The organism is Janthinobacterium sp. C22 (genome assembly GCF_057919405.1).
On the sequence record NZ_CP193659.1, the window covers coordinates 734,234 to 750,820 of the forward strand.

Annotated in this window: 20 protein-coding genes, 1 tRNA gene and 3 pseudogenes; 9 read left to right on the forward strand and 15 right to left on the reverse strand. The window is 64.3% G+C overall.

Annotation, left to right across the window (positions count from 1 at the left end; all coding sequences use genetic code 11):
* Nucleotides 1–99: 99 nt before the first annotated feature.
* From ACRHIG_RS03310 to ung, 3 genes are all read left to right on the forward strand, one after another.
* Entirely contained in the window at nt 100–369 is a 270-nt protein-coding gene (locus ACRHIG_RS03310) for a type II toxin-antitoxin system Phd/YefM family antitoxin (RefSeq protein ID WP_070223351.1), read from the forward strand.
* Entirely contained in the window at nt 350–655 is a 306-nt protein-coding gene (locus tag ACRHIG_RS03315) for a Txe/YoeB family addiction module toxin (RefSeq protein WP_070288956.1), read from the forward strand. The genes ACRHIG_RS03310 and ACRHIG_RS03315 overlap by 20 nt, the downstream gene beginning before the upstream one ends.
* Nucleotides 656–768: 113 nt before the next feature.
* Nucleotides 769–1,407, forward strand: a complete 639-nt coding sequence (ung, locus tag ACRHIG_RS03320; protein WP_489629363.1) for a uracil-DNA glycosylase — start codon at nt 769–771, stop codon at nt 1,405–1,407.
* A 187-nt stretch (nt 1,408–1,594) separates the two neighbouring features.
* Here the strand turns inward: ung and ACRHIG_RS03325 are convergent, their stop codons facing one another.
* The 5 genes from ACRHIG_RS03325 to ACRHIG_RS03345 form a co-directional block, all read right to left on the reverse strand.
* Nucleotides 1,595–3,751 carry a TonB-dependent receptor gene (locus ACRHIG_RS03325; protein WP_489629364.1) on the reverse strand — a complete coding sequence of 719 codons (2,157 nt, stop codon included), beginning with the start codon at nt 3,749–3,751 and terminating at the stop codon, nt 1,595–1,597.
* 92 nt (nt 3,752–3,843) lie between these two features.
* On the reverse strand, nt 3,844–4,182 hold the full coding sequence (locus tag ACRHIG_RS03330) for a hypothetical protein (RefSeq protein ID WP_489629365.1): 339 nt from the start codon (nt 4,180–4,182) through the stop codon (nt 3,844–3,846).
* Nucleotides 4,183–4,249: 67 nt separating this feature from the next.
* Nucleotides 4,250–4,924 (reverse strand): helix-turn-helix transcriptional regulator, encoded by a 675-nt coding sequence (locus ACRHIG_RS03335; RefSeq protein WP_489629366.1) that lies wholly within the window; start codon nt 4,922–4,924, stop codon nt 4,250–4,252.
* Nucleotides 4,879–5,070 (reverse strand): hypothetical protein, encoded by a 192-nt coding sequence (locus tag ACRHIG_RS03340; protein ID WP_489629367.1) that lies wholly within the window; start codon nt 5,068–5,070, stop codon nt 4,879–4,881. Before ACRHIG_RS03340 ends, ACRHIG_RS03335 begins: the two co-directional genes overlap by 46 nt.
* Nucleotides 5,060–5,605, reverse strand: a complete 546-nt coding sequence (locus ACRHIG_RS03345) for a YbhB/YbcL family Raf kinase inhibitor-like protein (protein WP_489629368.1) — start codon at nt 5,603–5,605, stop codon at nt 5,060–5,062. The genes ACRHIG_RS03340 and ACRHIG_RS03345 overlap by 11 nt, the downstream gene beginning before the upstream one ends.
* Before the next feature lie 177 nt (nt 5,606–5,782).
* Between ACRHIG_RS03345 and ACRHIG_RS03350 the strand changes: the two are divergent.
* From ACRHIG_RS03350 to ACRHIG_RS03365, 4 genes and pseudogenes are all read left to right on the forward strand, one after another.
* Nucleotides 5,783–5,935: pseudogene (locus tag ACRHIG_RS03350) on the forward strand (hypothetical protein); the annotation flags it as partial.
* Nucleotides 5,878–6,582, forward strand: coding sequence for a PepSY domain-containing protein (locus ACRHIG_RS03355; RefSeq protein ID WP_489629369.1), 705 nt, complete (start codon nt 5,878–5,880; stop codon nt 6,580–6,582). The pseudogene ACRHIG_RS03350 and the gene ACRHIG_RS03355, both read left to right, overlap by 58 nt.
* Nucleotides 6,552–6,977, forward strand: coding sequence for a PepSY-associated TM helix domain-containing protein (locus tag ACRHIG_RS03360; protein ID WP_489629370.1), 426 nt, complete (start codon nt 6,552–6,554; stop codon nt 6,975–6,977). The genes ACRHIG_RS03355 and ACRHIG_RS03360 overlap by 31 nt, the downstream gene beginning before the upstream one ends.
* Nucleotides 6,978–7,066: 89 nt before the next feature.
* Nucleotides 7,067–7,489, forward strand: coding sequence for a PaaI family thioesterase (locus ACRHIG_RS03365; protein ID WP_436498281.1), 423 nt, complete (start codon nt 7,067–7,069; stop codon nt 7,487–7,489).
* Nucleotides 7,490–7,535: 46 nt separating this feature from the next.
* Here the strand turns inward: ACRHIG_RS03365 and ACRHIG_RS03370 are convergent, their stop codons facing one another.
* The 7 genes from ACRHIG_RS03370 to ACRHIG_RS03400 all read right to left on the reverse strand — a co-directional run bounded on the left by ACRHIG_RS03370 (nt 7,536) and on the right by ACRHIG_RS03400 (nt 12,551).
* On the reverse strand, nt 7,536–8,114 hold the full coding sequence (locus ACRHIG_RS03370) for an anti-sigma factor (protein WP_489629371.1): 579 nt from the start codon (nt 8,112–8,114) through the stop codon (nt 7,536–7,538).
* A 112-nt stretch (nt 8,115–8,226) separates the two neighbouring features.
* Entirely contained in the window at nt 8,227–8,817 is a 591-nt protein-coding gene (locus ACRHIG_RS03375) for a sigma-70 family RNA polymerase sigma factor (RefSeq protein WP_475417221.1), read from the reverse strand.
* 217 nt (nt 8,818–9,034) lie between these two features.
* Nucleotides 9,035–9,556: a peroxiredoxin family protein gene (locus tag ACRHIG_RS03380; RefSeq protein ID WP_152258939.1), complete on the reverse strand. Its 522-nt coding sequence runs from the start codon at nt 9,554–9,556 to the stop codon at nt 9,035–9,037.
* Nucleotides 9,557–9,642: 86 nt separating this feature from the next.
* The gene (locus ACRHIG_RS03385) at nt 9,643–10,329 is read right to left on the reverse strand and encodes a BON domain-containing protein (protein WP_077398288.1); all 687 of its coding nucleotides are present in this window, start codon (nt 10,327–10,329) and stop codon (nt 9,643–9,645) included.
* Nucleotides 10,322–10,918: a phosphoheptose isomerase gene (locus tag ACRHIG_RS03390; RefSeq protein WP_034752465.1), complete on the reverse strand. Its 597-nt coding sequence runs from the start codon at nt 10,916–10,918 to the stop codon at nt 10,322–10,324. Before ACRHIG_RS03390 ends, ACRHIG_RS03385 begins: the two co-directional genes overlap by 8 nt.
* Nucleotides 10,919–10,975: 57 nt before the next feature.
* The gene (locus ACRHIG_RS03395; RefSeq protein WP_475417219.1) at nt 10,976–11,329 is read right to left on the reverse strand and encodes a YraN family protein; all 354 of its coding nucleotides are present in this window, start codon (nt 11,327–11,329) and stop codon (nt 10,976–10,978) included.
* A gap of 10 nt (nt 11,330–11,339) precedes the next feature.
* Nucleotides 11,340–12,551, reverse strand: a complete 1,212-nt coding sequence (locus tag ACRHIG_RS03400) for a penicillin-binding protein activator (protein WP_489629372.1) — start codon at nt 12,549–12,551, stop codon at nt 11,340–11,342.
* Between the two features lie 165 nt (nt 12,552–12,716).
* Between ACRHIG_RS03400 and rsmI the strand changes: the two genes are divergently transcribed.
* Nucleotides 12,717–13,625 (forward strand): 16S rRNA (cytidine(1402)-2'-O)-methyltransferase, encoded by a 909-nt coding sequence (gene rsmI, locus ACRHIG_RS03405; protein WP_475417217.1) that lies wholly within the window; start codon nt 12,717–12,719, stop codon nt 13,623–13,625.
* Nucleotides 13,626–13,684: 59 nt separating this feature from the next.
* Here rsmI and ACRHIG_RS03410 read toward each other — a convergent pair whose 3' ends face one another.
* Entirely contained in the window at nt 13,685–14,317 is a 633-nt protein-coding gene (locus ACRHIG_RS03410; RefSeq protein WP_489629373.1) for a hypothetical protein, read from the reverse strand.
* Between the two features lie 165 nt (nt 14,318–14,482).
* Here ACRHIG_RS03410 and ACRHIG_RS03415 point away from each other — a divergent pair.
* Nucleotides 14,483–14,559, forward strand: a tRNA-Pro gene (locus ACRHIG_RS03415).
* Nucleotides 14,560–14,721: 162 nt separating this feature from the next.
* Here ACRHIG_RS03415 and ACRHIG_RS03420 read toward each other — a convergent pair.
* Both ACRHIG_RS03420 and ACRHIG_RS03425 read right to left on the reverse strand, forming a co-directional pair.
* Nucleotides 14,722–15,644 (reverse strand): annotated as a pseudogene (locus ACRHIG_RS03420) (hydroxymethylglutaryl-CoA lyase).
* Nucleotide 15,645: 1 nt separating this feature from the next.
* A pseudogene (locus ACRHIG_RS03425) lies at nt 15,646–16,577 on the reverse strand (2-hydroxyacid dehydrogenase).
* Nucleotides 16,578–16,587: the final 10 nt, after the last annotated feature.

A 16,587-nucleotide genomic window follows, 5' to 3' on the forward strand; every position in this document is an offset into this window, starting at 1 on the left:
GCCCGCGATAGCGTTGGCGGCTTTTTTTGCCTGATTGAAGTGATGTACAACATCCTGTACAATTATTGGCATGTACTTTCCATGGAGCGGTGGCACGGCATGAATATCCTGACTTTCAGCGAGGCGCGCGCAGGCCTGAAAAGCGTGATGGACGACGTCTGCAACGACCATACGCCTACGGTGATCACGCGCGTGAATGGCGAGCATGTGGTGATGCTGTCCTTGTCGGACTACAACAGCATCGAGGAAACCCTGTATTTGCTGGGCACGGCAAAGAATGCCAGCCGCCTGATGGCGTCCGTGGCGCAGATCAAGGCGGGCAAGGCGCAGCCACGAGCATTGGCGCGGCATGAAAAACCGGAAGACTGAAAACAAGCAGCAGGCGCGCGCCGCCGTGCTGGCCTGGACCGATCATGCCTGGGAAGATTATCTGTTCTGGCAAGAGCGCGACCTAAAAATCCTGCAAAAAATCAATGACTTGCTCGATGAATGCCTGGCCGATCCGTTCAAGGGCACGGGCAAGCCGGAACCGCTGAAAGGCGACCTGACGGGCTTTTGGTCGCGCCGCATCGACCGCCAGCACCGGCTTGTGTATCTGCCCGACGCGGGCTGCATCTACGTGGCGGCCTGCCGTTATCACTATGATGACAAATAGGCATTGCCCAGCCGTACCGTAACGCGGGAACGAACGTGACGCGGCTATACTGATCAATGATGTTTTAAAAACATGATTGACGGGGGAGCCATGGACGTACGCATCGACGCATCGTGGAAGGCGCGGCTGGAGGGGAGTTTGCCCAGCCCTACTGGGAGCGCCTGGCCGCCTTCGTGAAGGAAGAGTACGCGGCGGGGCCGTGTTTTCCGCCGGGTAAAACCATTTTTCGCGCCTTCGACCTGACGCCGTTCGAGCAAGTCAAAGTCGTGATCTTGGGGCAAGACCCGTATCACACGCCGGGCGCCGCCATGGGACTGTGCTTTTCGATTCCCGAAGGCACGCCGCCGCAGCCGAGCCTGCAGAATATCTTCAAGGAATTACAGAGCGACGTGGGCGTGATGCGCACGCGCACGGATTTGTCCGATTGGGCCGAGCAAGGCGTGTTCTTGCTCAACAGCGTGCTGACGGTGCGCGCCGGGGCGGCCGGCTCGCACGCGGCCAAGGGGTGGGAAAAGCTGACGGACAGCGCCATCGGCCACCTGTCCGCCGAGCGCGAACACCTCGTGTTCATCCTGTGGGGCGGCTATGCGCAAGCCAAGCGCAGCCTGATCGATCCCGGTAAGCACCTGGTGCTGACGGCGCCCCACCCTTCTCCCTTGTCGGCCAGCAAAGGTTTCTTTGGCAGCAAGCCGTTCAGCCTGGCAAATGCGTATCTGCAGGCGCATGGCCAGGCACCCATCACCTGGGGATAAGTCAAGATACAGTACGGCAACCGACAGCGGCAGGCGTTGCTCCCTGCCGCTGTCTTCGCGCGACTTACAACACCTGGACAGAACCGTAGCGAGCGGATGTGCGGCGTGGCCGAGAAGCGCAGCTGTGCTTTAGCACAGTGAGCATCGGAGGCCGCGCCCCACGCCGCGCAGTAGGTACTGTCAGGTGTTAAAAACTGGTGGACAGGCCGGCGTAGATGCTGCGGCGCGCGCCATACTGCGGCGCTCCCACGCCCACGCCGGAACCGTCGCGCAGCAGGTACGACTTGTCGAACAGGTTGATCAGGGCCAGCCGTCCTTCCACCTTGCCCACGGGCGTGTTCTTCCACGTGTGCGTGAGCGCCGTGTTGACGGTGAAGTAACTCGGCAAATGGCCGGAATTCGGCGCGCCGCCGTCCGGCGTCATGCGCAGGCCGCTGCCGTAGAGGAAGTCAGCGCTCACTTGCGAATCGCCGAAGTGATAATGGCCACCTCCCGACAGCGTGTATTTCTGGTCATGATCGAGGTAGACATAGTGTGTGCTGATGTAGTTCAACTCATCGGCGCCAAACAGGGCTTGCCCCGAATTGATGTTGCGGCCCTGTGCCTTTTGCGTGCTGGCGTTGAGAAACAGGCCCCAGTTTTTCTCGCTGTAGATGGCGGACAATTCCAGGCCCTTTGCGTAGCCGTCCGCATAGTTGAACGGCGTCAGGATTAGCGCTTGGCCGAACTGGCCTTCGTCGAGCAGGTTGTTGATCTTTTTATAGTACACATCGGCCGTCACGGTCAGTTTTGAATTGACCTGGTGGCTGATGCCCACGTCATAGTAGTGCGTGCGCTCGGACTTGACGTTGTCCGACTGGCCGATTTCCGGCGCATTCGTCGTGTTCGCGTACAGGTCGATGCTGGCTTGCGCCGCCAGCTCCTGCGGCGGTGGCGTGAAGTAGCGCGAGTAGCCCGCGTGCAGGGCCGTGCCCGGCGCGATCTGGTAGGCCAGGTTGACGCGCGGACTCCATTGCTGTTCGCTCGTGTAGGCCGAGACCTTGTCGAAGCGGGCGCCGTAGTTCAGGGTCAATGGCTTGCTGATATGCCATTCATCCTGCAGGTAGACACTGGCCAGGGTGCCCGTCTTGCCGCTGTTGTCCAGAATGCTGATCGGCGTGGTGGCGGTTTGCGCCCCGTCAATGGCGGGGAACACGGCCACCGCATTGTCGCTGGTCGTCTTCTGGCGCGTGTAGGCCAGGCCCGCGCGCACGGTGTGGTCCTGGTGCAGCTTGTAGCTGATGTCGAACTGGGCACCGGAAGCGCTGTTCGCGCGGCGCGAATCGGAGGCCACGCCGTTGTAGATCAGGTCGCCGATGGCGTCGGGCGTGAAGTGCAGTTCCGAATACTGGTGGAAGGCCGACACCTGGTAATTCACGTCGCCCAGGCTTTTTTGCAGCGACAGCACGAGAAAACGGTTCACTTCGCGCTGGTTTTCATTCAGCTGCGATGAAGGAATGCTGGCCGTGCCCGCCTGCGCGTCGCTATGGCCGGCCAAGCTGAATGCCGGTGCCTGGTCCGGGTTGTTCGGGATCTGGAAGCGGCCGTTGTACGTGCCGAACATGGCGCCCAGACGCGTGTTGTCATCGAGGAAATACGACAGGCTGCCGAACGATTTGTTCTGGCGCGTCTTGTCGTGCAGGGCGCTGCGCGTGGCTTGCGGGTTTTCCACGCCCAGTGCATTGCCGAGATAGCTGCCGGACAGGTAGTAATTGAACTTGCCCATGCTGCCGAAAAATTCGGCACTCGGCTCCACATGGTCGTGGCTGCCGACCATGATACCGATGCGCCCGCCCGGCGTCAGTCCGCCCTCCTTCGTTTCAATATCGACGATGCCGGCCGTGCGCAGGCCGAACTGGGCCGGCAAGGCGCCCGTCATGAAATCCGTCTTGTCGATCAATCGCGTGTCGATCGACTGGCCGAAGCCGCTGATGCTTTCGGGCAGTTGCACGCCGTTGATGCGGTATTGCACGTTGGCATGGTCGTCGCGCACGTGCAGGGCGCCGGAACCCTTCGAATCCTGCGACACACCCGGCAGGCGCAGCAGCACTTCATTGAACGGCGTGTTGTCGCCCTGGCCCAGCATGTCGACCATATGGCTGTCGATGCTGTAGATGGTGGTGCCGATTTTCGGCGACAGCGCGATGCGCGCGCTTTTCAAGTGGGCAGAGGTGACTTCGACCTTTTGCATTTCTGGCGGAGCGGCATCGGTACTGGCTTCGGCAGGCTCGGCGGCATGGGCGGAAACGGTAAACAGGCTGGCAAGGGCGAGCGACAGCGCGCTCAGGCGTGGTGTGTGTTGCATGGTAAACCTCAAAGATAGTCAACGCCAGGCGGCCCGGCGCGCAGCAAAGTGCGGCAAGGGGCAGCCTGAAAAGGATAAAAACAGCGTGGGAACTACAGTGAGGAGGCAGGCGGGCCGCGCACGGGCGGCAGGACGAGGGGGACGACGGGCGCCAGGGTAGCGGGCGCGAGGGCCAGCAGGCGGTACGGCAGTAACTGGGCGGGCGGCTCGGCGATGGCCGGCGGCACGGCGATGTCGGCCACCTTGTCGATGGCGGTGGCGCACAGCGCGCACTCTTCCGCGTCGAGCGTCGTCTTGTGCAGGTGCGAGGCGGCCGTCGACAGCAGGAACACGAGGGCCAGCGCACTGAACAGCGCCACGCACAGCTGCCACGGCGTGCGCGCGAGGGCGGACGCCGGGTAAGGCTTGCGGGATGGCTGGCGGGAAGACATGGGCGCATAGTAGCAAGAAAATCGCCCCGCTGTCAGCGCTTGTTGCGTCATTTGCGCTGGAGCGGGCTTACAGCGTGGCGCGCAGGTCGCGCGGCGACAGGCCGTAATGCTGGCGGAAACGGGCCGCGAAGCGCGAGGGCGAGGCATAGCCGCAGGCGGCGGCGATGTCGCCGATGGGTAAGATGCCAGATTGCAATTCCTGCAAGGCCAGTCCCAGCCGCACGTCTTCCAGGATGGCGCGGAAATGGCGCTGTTCCAGGGCCAGCTGGCGGCGCAGGGTGGAGGTACCCAGGTGCAGGTGGCGGGCAACCTTGGCCACGCTCCAGTCGGCGCCCGGATCCAGCAGCAGCACTTGCTGTACGCGCGCGGCCAGCGGATCGCGGCGGTCCAGCAGCAGCGGGCCGCAATGGCCGCCCAAGGCCAGGGCCAGCAGCAAGCCTTCCGCCTGGTGCGCCAGCAGCGCGGGCGGTGTGCTGCTCGCCAGGCTGGCCGTCAGCTGGTCCCAGGCCAGTGCCGCGTGGGAATCGAGCGGCACGCACAGGCTGGCCGTGGCCGCCTGGCGCAGCTGGGTATCGACGAGGCCGCCATGGCGCGCGCGGAAACGGGCGATCAGGGCCGGCGAAAAACTCAGCACTTCCGCCCGGTAGCCTTGCGCGTCAGGCAGGTTGGCCACGCCCAGTTCCTGTCCCGCCGGCATCAGCACCACGTCGTGCGTGCCGGCGCGCGCCTGGCGCGCCCCCATTCCAGCAGTTTCGTTCCCTGCCGCACGCGGCACAGCGCGCTCTGGAAGACGGGCACGCGGCGCAGGGTTTGCGCGCGGCGCGCCTCGATGGTGCCGTGGGCGATGCGCAGCTCGCTCAGGGCCACCGCTTCCATGTCATCTGCCATACAGTCCCGTCAGCTGTGCCTTGCCCAGCGCGTTGGCGTTGAGCATGTAGCCCAGCATGGCGCCGCTGGCGTGCCGGTCCAGCGGCAGTTTGTCCGTTTTCAGGGCCCAGACCGTGAGCTGGTAGCGGTGGGCCTGGTCGCCCGGTGGCGGGCAGGCGCCGCCGTAGGCGCTGTCGCCGTAATCGTTGCGCCCTTGTACGGCGCCGGCCGGCAGGGCGGCGGTTGTCGTTCCCGCAGGCAAGGACGTGGTGCTGGTCGGCAGATTGAACACGCTCCAGTGCCACCAGCCGCTGCCCGTGGGCGCGTCCGGGTCGTACACGGTGATGGCGTAGCTTTTGGTCCCGGCCGGGGCATTGCTCCACGACAATTGCGGCGACAGGTTGCCGCCCGTGCAGCCGAAGCCCTGGAACACTTGCGCGTTCGCCAGGCGCTGGCCGGGGGCGATGTCGGTGCTGGTCACCGTGAAATCGGCGGCGTGGGCGCCCAGGTGAAGAGCGAGGCCCAAGGTGGCGGCGAGGAGGCGGGAGGCGGTCATAATTTTCCTTTCGATAAGTATAGGGGAAAGTGTATGCCGCGCAAGATAACCGCGCGATGCCGATGCGCTCGCTGATGGTGCCGAAACGCTCGTTTTCGCGGACTTCCAACGTTGCCATGAGCGTGTTGTGCGGTCTGCCGCTTTCTGACCGCGCATGATTTTCACAGTGGGGCTTTCATGCTATCGTTCCGCAGCCCAAAATTTCCCAAAGTTTCCATGTCCCGACGCCCGATCAAGTGGTTGCTCAGCAAACTGCACCTGTATGCGGGGCTGTGGTTCGGCGCCCTGTTCGTCCTGCTGGGCTTGACGGGCTCCGCCATCGCCTGGATGCCGGAGCTCGATGCGTATCTGAATCCGAATTTGTTGCAGGCGAGCACGCCCGCGCCGGGCCAGGTGTTTCAGGTGACGCCGCGCACGGTGCAAGCGGTGGTGGACCAGCTTACGGCCGACCCCGCCTACGGCAAGCCGAGCCAGCTCAATCCGCCCGCCGACGCACGCGACGTGTACGTGGCCTCGTACCGCCAGGCCGGCAAGCCTTCCCCTTCAGCCAGGCCATCGTGCGCCAGGTGATGGTCGACCCCTACACCCTGCAGGTCAAAGGCGAACGCGACTGGGGGCGTTTCGGCCTCACGCGCCCATTGCTGATGTCGGGCATGTTTCATTTGCACCGCTATGTCTTGTCCGGCGACGCGGGCAAGACGGTCACGGGGATTTCCGGCGTGGCCCTGCTGCTGATGGCCCTGAGCGGCATCTACCTGTGGTGGCCGCGCCTGCAGTGGGCGGCGATCCGGCGCGCCCTGACCGTGTCGCATGGCGGCTCCTGGCCCCGTTTCAATTACACCTTGCACAAGGCGGCGGGCTTCTTTGCCGCGCCCGTGCTGGCCGTGCTCGCCTTTTCCGGCATCTATTTCAATTTGCCGCAATTGATCGTGCCCTGGTGGAGCTCGTGTCGACGGTGCCGGATACGGCAAAGTTGAAGAATGTGGCCCAGGATGGCGCCCTGCTCGATGCGGGCCAGGCCATGGCCGCCGCGCAGCTGCTGTATCCGCAGGCGCGCGTGTCGCGCATCGTGCTGCCGGCGAAAAAGGACCAGCCGTACGACGTGCGCGTGCGCCAGCCCGGTGAAATCGCCCACGGCGACGGCGCCACGCGCATCACCCTGGACGCGCGCAGCGGCTTGCCCCTGCGCATACGCGATCCCTTGCGGGCGCCGGCCGGCGATGTCTTCCTGGGCTGGCAATTCCCCCTGCATTCGGGCCAGGCCTTCGGCGTGGCCGGGCGCGCCTTCATTACCGTCTTCGGCCTGATGCCCTTGCTGTTCCTGCTGACGGGGACGCTGGTGTGGTGGAAGCGGCGGCGCGGCAAAAAATAGCTGTGCTCAAACCATTGCCGGGAAAGTTGCTATCATCATAGTATTTTCCGGCAGATCCGCTGTCCGGACCCACCCGCACAAGGACCAGCATGAGCAATCCCGAGATCACCGTAGCAATGTTGAATGAACGCGGCACGGGCCGCCTGCCTGGCCACCTGGGCATCGTCATCACGGCCGTGGGCGACGGCCAGCTGACGGCGGAATTGCCCGTCTTACCGCACCTGCTGGCGCCGAACGGCTACCTGCACGCGGGCAGCGTGGTGACGCTGGCCGACACGGCGTCCGGCTATGGCTGCATCGTCAACCTGCCCGAGGGCGCGACGAACTTCACCACCATCGAATTGAAATCGAACCACCTGGGCACGGCCCGCGAAGGCACGCTCACCTGCACGGCCAAGGTCGAGCACAAGGGCCGCAACACGCAAGTGTGGGATGCCGTGGTGAAAAGCAAGGAAACGGGCAAGACGATTGCCCTGTTCCGCTGCACGCAGATGATTCTGTACCCGAAATAAGCCGGTAGGTCGGGTTAGCAGCGGCGCTGCGTAACCCGACATTTCCTTATAGCCTGACCCAGTTACCTTTATACAAAACGGGTCCCGTCGGTCCGTCCGGATTCGGCGAACCGCCCTTCGGCTCCAGGGTAACGGCCAGCAAGGCCACGTCGTTGCCGAGGGCGCGCTGGGACAGGGCCAGTTTCACGTTGCCCTTGTCGGCGAGTAAACCCAGCGAGCGCGGGTTGCCGCTCTTCGGCACGGCCCACAGTTCCAGGTCGCGGTCGGCAGGCACGGGCGCATTGCCCACCATGCGCACCTCGAGCGCGCCGTGGCGGCTGTCGGCCGTCAGCAGCAATGCCGTTTGCGCCTTCTCGTCCGTCAGGCTGGCGACATAGCTGATCTGCGGCGCGTCCATCACGCGCGTGGCCACGACGATCACCAGCAGCGCGGCGATGGCGCTCGACGCCATGCCCAGGCCACGCCAGAACGACAGCGAATCGCGGAACCAGGACCAGCCGCCCTGCGGCTTCAGGTCCAGGCGTTGCTCGATCTGCTGCCACACGCGTTTGGGCGGCGCCACGGGCGTGGCGAATTCCGCCATCGGTTCCAGGCGCTGGCGCCATTCGGCCGTGATATTGCGCAAGTCGGCGTCGTTGTGCAGCCAGCCTTCGAAACGCCGCCGCGCGCCCCTTTCAGGGTGCCCAGCACGTATTCGGACGCCAGTTTCTGGCGCAGCGCGTCATTGCCGCGGATATTCATGATGCCTCCCGTTTCGCCAGGCACGTGCGCAGCCGTTCCAGGCTGCGGCGTATCCACGTCTTCACGGTGCCGATCGGCAGCGACATCTGCTGCGCCACTTCGCTGTGCGACAGGTCGTGATAGAAGGCCAGGGCGACCACCTGCCGGTGCAGCCCTTCCAGGGCCGACATGCAAAACGCCAGCGCCTTGGCGTCACCGCTCAGCTGCAGTGATTCGATCGGCGTGGCCTGGGGGTCCCGGAGTGCATTCATGACTTCGCTATCAAACTGTTCGGCATCGATTTCCACGGTATCGTCGCTGCGCCGCAACACATCGAACGCCTTGTTGCGCACGATGGTGGCCATCCAGGTCATCGGCGCGGCCAGATGGCTCTGGTAAGCGGCGGCGTTGTTCCAGATGGCGACGAACCCCTCTTGCAAGGCTTCTTCAGCGAGCTCTTGCTTATGCAATATACGCAGCGCGAAGCCAAACAGTTTCGATGAGGTGGAAGTATATAGCTGGCGGAACGCCGCGGCGTCCTTGTTCCCGGTGGCAAGCAGCCAGGCTTTGAGTTGCTGCGGGTCAAGCGATTGAGCGGCTGGGGACACGGCTGGCCTTCACAAGGTGAATGGGATCACGCCTGGGAAGGTTATAACAGATTGACAACGCTTGGCAACAAGGTTTTGTGCGGTGTTCTCCCGCCTTTAACGTCTCACAGAAGCGTAGCGAGCGGAAGCGAGTTGCGGCAGAGAAGCGGAACTGTGCTTGAGCACAGTGAGCATCGCAGGCTGCAAATCGCGACGCGCAGCAGCTTATGTGAGACGTTTAACCGGCGATGGCCGTTTCGAGCAGTTTATGCAGTTCGGCAAATTCCGGCTTGCCCACATAGCGCTTGAGGATCTTGCCCTGCTTGTCGAGCACGAAGGTGGTGGGCGTGAGGGCCACGTCGCCGTAGGCCTTGGCCGCCTCGCCCGTCACGTCGAGCGCCACCTTGAACGGCAGCTGGCGCGTTTCGGCGAAGTTCAGTACGTAGTTGGCCGGATCGTATTTCATGGCCACGGCCACGAATTCCAGCCCCTGCCCCTTGTACTTGTTGTAGGTGTCGACCATGTCCGGCATTTCCGCCACGCAAGTAGTGCACGAGGTGGCCCAGAAATTGACCATCACCACCTTGCCGCGCAGGCTGGCCGAGGTGATCTTCTCGCCATGGATGCCGTGGAAGGTCACGTCCGGCGCGCTTTGCTTGTCGTTCAGCGACAGATAGCCGGCCGCCGCCACGCCCGCCACGAAGACGGCGATCAGGGCGGGCTTGATCCAGGACTTGCTGGCGGAGGGCGAAGTTGACATGGCAAAGTTTCACTAATGTAGAGCAACGATGCGGCCATTATAGACGCATCGTCAGTCTGGCGCCGTAGGTCAAACGGCGGAGGCGCTTACTGCTGGACCGTGTCGCTGACGGTGCTCGTCGTGCGTTGCTGCGGCGGGTCGGGCTGCAATTGCTTCAGTTCCGCTTCCGAAATGTAGTCGAACAGCTTGACCACTTTCTGCACGCCGCCCACGCCGCGCGCCACGTCGGCCGCGACCGTGCCTTCGCGCTGGGTCACGCGTCCCATCAGAAAGACGGTGGCGTTTTCCGTGACGACCTTGAACGAGGCGGCCGAGATGGTTTTCATGTCGACCAGGCTGGCCTTGACCTTGGTGGTGATCAGCGCGTCGTTCGAGCGCGAGGTATAGCTGGCCGGGCCGGCGATGATCAATTCATTGGCCACCGATTCCACGCCCTCGATATTGCGCACTTCGCGCTCGACGGCATTTTTCATCGCCTCGTCGCGCACCTCGCCCGTCAGCAGGACGCGGCGGTTGAAGCTGGTGACGTTCACGTGGCCCACGTCGCCGACGATGGAGGGGATGCGCGACTCGCCTTTCAGGGCGATCGACTTGTCTTCGGTCTGGGCGCCCAGGGTGCGGCGGTCCGCCGCGGCAACGCCGCCCATCACCGCGCCGCCGACCATCAGTTCGATGCAGCCGGTGAGCGAAGTGAGCATGGCACCGCACAGCAGTGCGGTGGCCAGCGGGCGTTGTACGCGTTTCCAGCCTGGGCCAGTACCGAATTTAGTCATTCACGTCTCCTCCGAATAGCGCGACGTCGATGCCGTCGCAGATGCAATGTATGGTGGTCAGATGGACTTCCTGGATGCGCGCCGTGCGCTCGGCCGGCACGCAGATATGCACGTCGGCGTCCGTCAGCATCTTGCCGATGGCGCCGCCGTCCTTGCCCGTCAGCGCCACGACGCGCATTTCGCGCTCGAGCGCCGCTTCCACGGCCGCCATCACGTTGGCCGAATTGCCCGACGTGGAGATGGCCAGCAGGATGTCGCCGGCCTGGCCGAAGGCCTGCACCTGCTTCGAGAAGATCTCGCGGTAGCTGTAGTCGTTCGCCACGGCCGTCAGGATCGACGTATCCGTCGTCAGCGCCAGGGCCGGCAGCGGAAAGCGCTCGCGTTCGAAGCGCCCGACCAGCTCGGCCGCGAAATGCTGGCAGTCGGCGGCGGAACCGCCGTTGCCGCAGGCGAGGATCTTGTTGCCGTTGGACAATGCATAAAACATCAGGTCGATCGCCTGCGCAATGGGTTGCGCCAGCACGGTAGCGGCCTGGATCTTGAGTTCGGCACTTTCGTGGAAGTGCGAGAGGATGCGTTGATTATTCATAGTCTGCCGATTATAGTGCAGGCGCGCGGCATGGCGGACAAGCACTGTTAAAAATGCTTACATATCGAGGATGTTCTTCAGCCAGCTGATGCGCCCGCCGTCGATGGCCAGCGCGTCGAAGCGGCATGGCGGCACGGTTTTTTGTCCCAGCAGCCAGGTTTGCGCGGCCACCGCCATGCGCCGCTGCTTGGCCGGCGTGATGCTGGCCAGGGCGCCGCCGAAGGCCGCGCTGCTGCGCAGCCGCACTTCGACGAAGACGATGGCGGCGCCATCGCGCATGATCAGGTCCAGCTCGCCGCCCTTGCACAGATAATTGCGTTGCAGCAGCACCAAGCCTTGCAGCAACAGATACGCGAGCGCATCGTCTTCCCCCTGCCGTCCCCGTTCCCGTTTGTTCCAGAAGGGCGGCATGGCGGTGTCCTTATTGTACCGGCGGCATGGTGACAGGTGCCGGCGGGGCCGGTGGCCAGGTGCCCAGCACGCCCTGCTGGTAGGTGGCGGCCTGTTCCGTGCGTTCGAACACGCTTTGATCATTCTCAAAGCGCACGGCCAGGCGGCCCGTCACGCCGTCGAGCGTGAATGGCGCGTTCGGCCGCAGCGCCACTTCGCGCGCCACGCGGAAGGCATCGATGCCCAGCGCGTACAGGCGTTCCATGTCGGCCGTCAAACGGGCGTCGGCCGGTTGCGGCGGCTGCGGATACACCATCACTTGCGGATGGTCGCGCCGCACTTGCCATGGCAAGTCCAGCAGGCGCGCGCCGTCGAGTTCGGGGCCGCTGGCGCCGCGCCCGGCGCCGGGGTTCAGTGACGAGGTGCCATACAGGGGCAGGTCGCTGCCGATGGCCACGCGCAGCTGGCGCGCCTGGTCGGCGTCCAGCGCGGCAAACAGCAGGCCAGGCGGCGTCGCGGCCAGGCGCGCGCGCAGTTGCACCAGTTCCGCATCGCTCAGGTAGCCATTCGTGGCCGTCAAGTCCATCACATCGACCTTGCCGCCCTGGCGCAGCCATTCCTGCTTGAAGGCGGCGCTGATGCGGCGCTGCGAGGGCGAACCGGCCGACAGGATCAGGGCGCTGGCGCCCGGCTGTTCGCTGGCGGCCCAGGCGGCGACCTGGCGCGCTTCCGCCTCGATCGACAGGCCCATCACCAGCAGCTTGGCCGGCAGGCGCGCCTCGCCGCGGTTGTCCGGGTGGTTCAGGGCGATCGTTGGTTTACGCACCAGGTCGCTGTTCGCCACGGCCGTCACCGCCGAGCGCGACAACGGCCCCACGACGATGTCCTGTTCCTCTTGCGCCTGCGCAAACTTGTTCAGGACGTCGGTGCTGCCGTCGCCCGTGTCGATCACCGTCACTTCGAAGCCGCTGCGATCGCGCTCGTACGCGGCCATGAAGCCGGCGCGCAGCAGTTCGGCGGCCGGACCCAGGGAAGCGGAGCGTAGCGGCAGCAGCAGGCCGATGTGGTGCAGATTGCCGTCGGATGGCGCCGGTGCCGTGGCGGCCGGCATGTCTTGCGGCGTGCCCGTGGCCGGCTTGGTGGTGATGGGCGCCAGCGGCGCGCCGCTGCCGTCGTAGGCGGTAATATCGGGCACGGCCACGGCAAACGTCACCGGTTCGGGCGCGGGCGGCTTGGGCGGCACGGGAGGCGGCAGCGGCTTCGGTGGCGGCAGCGCCCTTGTGTTAGATTCAATAGGCGCGCACAATTGCCCGGGCGCGTCGCAAGGCGTGCTGCAAGCGCTCAGCATGCCGGTCGCGGCACAAACAAGCAGTAACTTCACACTATTAGCAAGCATTTAACCTCCAAAATGACCGTACAAGAAATCAGTTCCATCGCCAGCCTGCCCATCATGACAGAGGCGGCGCACCAGGTCTATCCTATCGCAACATTGTATATAGTGGCCACGCCCATCGGTAATGTGACCGATATCAGCCTGCGCGCGCTGCACTTGCTGAGCCTTGCCGACGCCGTCGCCTGTGAAGATACGCGCAACACGGCGCACCTGCTGACGCGCTTCGGCTTGAACAAGCCATTGATTGCGGCGCATCAACATAACGAACGCGAAGTGGCGCAGACTTTGATCGCGCGCCTGCAGGCGGGCGAGCGCATCGCCCTCGTTTCCGACGCCGGCACGCCTGCCGTGTCCGACCCCGGCGCGCGCATCGTCGACGCGGTGCGCGCGGCGGGACTGCGCGTGCTGCCCCTGCCCGGCCCGTCGGCGGCGATCACCGCCATTTCCGCCAGCGGACTATTGAATGACCAGTTCTATTTTGTCGGCTTCCTGCCGGCGAAAGCCAAGCAGCGCGAAAACATCTTGCACAGCCTGCGCGGCGTGACGGCGACCATGGTGTTCTATGAAGCGCCGCACCGCATCCTCGATTGCGCCACGGCCCTGGCCGAAGCGTTCGAGCCGACGCGCCAGGTGGTGTTCGCGCGCGAACTGACGAAACTGTTCGAGGAAATCCACCGCTGCCCCCTGTCGGAAGCGGAAAGCTGGATACGTGCCGACGCGCACCGCGAAAAGGGCGAGTTCGTCGTCCTGCTGGAAGGTGCCACCGAGGCGCAGGACGCGGAAGACGTGGAAGCGGAACGCATCCTCAATATCCTGCTGGCCGAATGCAGCGTCAAGCAGGCGGCGAATTTGACGGCGCAAATCACGGGCCGCAAGAAAAACGCCCTGTATGAGCGGGCGTTGCAGTTGAAGGGACAGGAATAATTTTTCCTACATACCCATTTTGGGTGGGATCATGCCCAAGTGGAGATGTTGTTAAATTTTCACCACTTGCAACCGCTATCCTTCTTGTCGAGCAACATCAGCACGGGCGCCAGCAAGCCCGCCCCTGCATAGGCGGTGCGGCAATCGCCGCGCTTGCCTTGCGCGATGTCGCGCGCCAGCTGGGTTTCCGTTTGCAGGGGCTTGTCGGGGATTTGTCCCACGGCCGTGCCCACCTTGGACGGGTCGCGCTCGCCCGCCATCTTGCGCGCCGTCTTCCTGGCCGCTTCCATGTCGAATTTCGGTGCCTCTTGCGTCAATGCATCTGGACTGGCCGTCGGCGTGACTGGTGAGGCTGGTACGACCGTGATGGCTTGCGGGCTGGATTCTTGCGCCGTGGCCGCCGCCGGCGTTTCGCGGGCAGCGGCGCGTTGCGGCTTGCTGATGGGCTTGGGTTCGCGCTGCGGCTTGACGACTTCGACAGGCGGCGGCGGGGGCTTGGCGGCCAGCGGGCGTATCCACACGGCGATCGACTCCACGCGCGGCGCTGCATCCGGCAGCGCAACTGGCTGCACGTGGCGCCACAGATAGATCAAGGCGCCATGCAGCAGCAGGGACACGCCGATGCCCAGGACGATGCCGCGGCCCTTCGGCATGAGCTGGCCGCCGCCGCTTCTTTCTATACTGAAATCCATTGCCGTCGTCGCCTTCATGTGTGTCGGGAAAACTTGCCAAGCCAGTGTCGCATATTTCTTGCGTGTTGAAAAATACATGAGTCACTATGCCGTGCGTAAATAATTTACACAGAGTTTCACCTGACCCTTGACCGAAGCCGATACGGCCTGTATTATCTTGGTCTTCGGAGTGTGGCGCAGCCCGGTAGCGCACCTGGTTTGGGACCAGGGGGTCCAAGGTTCGAATCCTTGTACTCCGACCAAATTTGTAGAAAAAACCCAAGAGTTTCGGCTCTTGGGTTTTTTTCGTCTGTATGGTTCAGGCAGGTCGACGTAGGTCGGATTAGCGCGCAAGCGCGTAATCCGACAACACCAGGATCATGGCCAACATTGTTGTCGGGTTACGCGCTACGCGCTAACCCGACCTACGCCGCGAGGCGTTTCGCCGCGATGGCATTGCCCGCGCGGCTGGACCCCTTGCGCCCCAGCTGCTGCGCAATGAACTGCCCCGCGTCCACCACCAGGTCCAGGTCGATGCCGGTGGCGATACCCAGTCCCTGCATCATGTACAGCACGTCCTCGGTGGCCACGTTGCCGGTGGCGCCCTTGGCGTACGGGCAGCCGCCCAGGCCGGAGACGGACGAGTGATAGATCGCGATGCCCGTTTCCAGGCTGGCGTAGATGTTCGCCAGCGCCTGGCCATAGGTGTCGTGGAAGTGGCCGGACAGGCCACCCACGTGGAACGCCGCGATGGCGCGCTGCATCACCGCCTGCGTCTTTCTTGGCGTGGCCACGCCGATGGTGTCGGCGATGTCGATCTCGTCGCAACCGAGGTCGCGCATGCGGCCCACCACGTCGGCCACGGCGTCGAGCGGCACTTCCCCTGGTAGGGGCAGCCGAAGGCGCAGCTGATGCTGCCGCGCAGGCGCAGGCCGTGTTCCTTGGCGGCCTTCGCCACGCCTTCGAAGCGGGCGATCGATTCGGCGATCGAGCAGTTGATGTTCTTTTGCGAGAACGCCTCCGACGCGGAACCGAAGATCACCACTTCATCGGCCCTCGCCGCCAAGGCGGCATCGAAACCCTGCATGTTCGGCGTCAGCGCCGAATAAATGGTGCCGGGGCGGCGCGCGATTTTTTCCATCACTTCCGCGCTGGTGGCCATCTGCGGCACCCATTTCGGCGAGACGAAGGACGCCGCCTCGATATTGGCGAAGCCGGCCAGGGTCAGGCGGTCGACCAGCTCAATCTTGACGGCGGCGCTGATGGTGTCCTTCTCGTTTTGTAAGCCGTCGCGCGGGCCCACTTCGACGATCTTGACCTGCTTGGGCAGACTGGTAGTAGGAGTCATTTCAATATCCTTGCGAACGGTTGACGATGCCGGCGACGGAGTCTCCGGCGTGCAGGCGGCGCATCTTGGCGGCGATCTGCGCCACGCTTTCGCGGCGCAGGGTGGCGGCCGAAATATGCGGCGTGATGGTGATGCGCGGTTCTTGCCAGAACGGGTGCTGCTGCGGCAGCGGCTCGTTGCGGAACACGTCGAGCGTGGCCCCGGCGATATGCCCGGAGCGGATCAGGGTCAGCAGATCCGGTTCGGCCAGATGCGCGCCGCGCGCCACGTTGATGACATACGCGCCGGGCAGCAGCATCGACAGGCGCGCGCGGTCGAGCAGGTTGTGCGTGTCCGGCGTGAGCGGCAGCATGCACACCAGCACGCGCGTGCCGCGCAAAAAGGCTTCCAGCCCCTCCTCGCCCGCGAAGCATGCGACGCCATCGATGTGCTTCCGGCTGCGGCTCCATCCGCGCAGGGGAATTCGAACTGCGCCAGCGCTTGCAGTACGCGCGTGCCCAGCACGCCCATGCCCAGCACGCCGACGGGGAAATCCATCTTGTCGTACGCGGGCAGCGGCTGCCAGATGCCGGCGCGGCCCTGCGCCTCGTAATCGTCGAAACGGCGGAAGTGGCGCAGCACGGCATGGCTCACATACTCGGCCATCTGCACGCCCATGCCCGCGTCGTCCAGGCGCACCAGCGGCACGTGGGCGGGCAGCGCCTCGCCGAATTTCAACAGCGCGTCGACGCCGGCGCCCGTGTTGAAGATGGCTTTGACGTTGGCCAGCTCGGGCAGCATGGCGGCGGGAGGCTGCCACACGACGGCATAGTCGCATGGCGGAGCCGCCTCGCCTTCGCGCCAGAAGTGGATGTCAGCTCCGGGCAGCAAGTCCTTGAAATCGGCGATCCACGCCGCTTCCTTGCCGTCCGAACGTTGTAAAAGGATGCGCATCGTCGCAGCC

Coding starts and splice junctions, on each gene's coding strand:
- ACRHIG_RS03365 (WP_436498281.1), top strand. CDS start 7,067: ATGAGCAATCCCGAGATCACCGTAGCAATGTTGAATGAACGCGGCACG.
- rsmI (WP_475417217.1), top strand. CDS start 12,717: ATGACCGTACAAGAAATCAGTTCCATCGCCAGCCTGCCCATCATGACA.
- ACRHIG_RS03345 (WP_489629368.1), bottom strand. CDS start 5,605: ATGACCGCCTCCCGCCTCCTCGCCGCCACCTTGGGCCTCGCTCTTCAC.
- ACRHIG_RS03410 (WP_489629373.1), bottom strand. CDS start 14,317: ATGGATTTCAGTATAGAAAGAAGCGGCGGCGGCCAGCTCATGCCGAAG.
- ACRHIG_RS03315 (WP_070288956.1), top strand. CDS start 350: ATGAAAAACCGGAAGACTGAAAACAAGCAGCAGGCGCGCGCCGCCGTG.
- ACRHIG_RS03310 (WP_070223351.1), top strand. CDS start 100: ATGAATATCCTGACTTTCAGCGAGGCGCGCGCAGGCCTGAAAAGCGTG.
- ACRHIG_RS03380 (WP_152258939.1), bottom strand. CDS start 9,556: ATGTCAACTTCGCCCTCCGCCAGCAAGTCCTGGATCAAGCCCGCCCTG.
- ACRHIG_RS03325 (WP_489629364.1), bottom strand. CDS start 3,751: ATGCAACACACACCACGCCTGAGCGCGCTGTCGCTCGCCCTTGCCAGC.
- ACRHIG_RS03395 (WP_475417219.1), bottom strand. CDS start 11,329: ATGCCGCCCTTCTGGAACAAACGGGAACGGGGACGGCAGGGGGAAGAC.
- ACRHIG_RS03385 (WP_077398288.1), bottom strand. CDS start 10,329: ATGACTAAATTCGGTACTGGCCCAGGCTGGAAACGCGTACAACGCCCG.
- ACRHIG_RS03340 (WP_489629367.1), bottom strand. CDS start 5,070: ATGGCAGATGACATGGAAGCGGTGGCCCTGAGCGAGCTGCGCATCGCC.
- ACRHIG_RS03330 (WP_489629365.1), bottom strand. CDS start 4,182: ATGTCTTCCCGCCAGCCATCCCGCAAGCCTTACCCGGCGTCCGCCCTC.
- ACRHIG_RS03390 (WP_034752465.1), bottom strand. CDS start 10,918: ATGAATAATCAACGCATCCTCTCGCACTTCCACGAAAGTGCCGAACTC.
- ACRHIG_RS03335 (WP_489629366.1), bottom strand. CDS start 4,924: ATGGGGGCGCGCCAGGCGCGCGCCGGCACGCACGACGTGGTGCTGATG.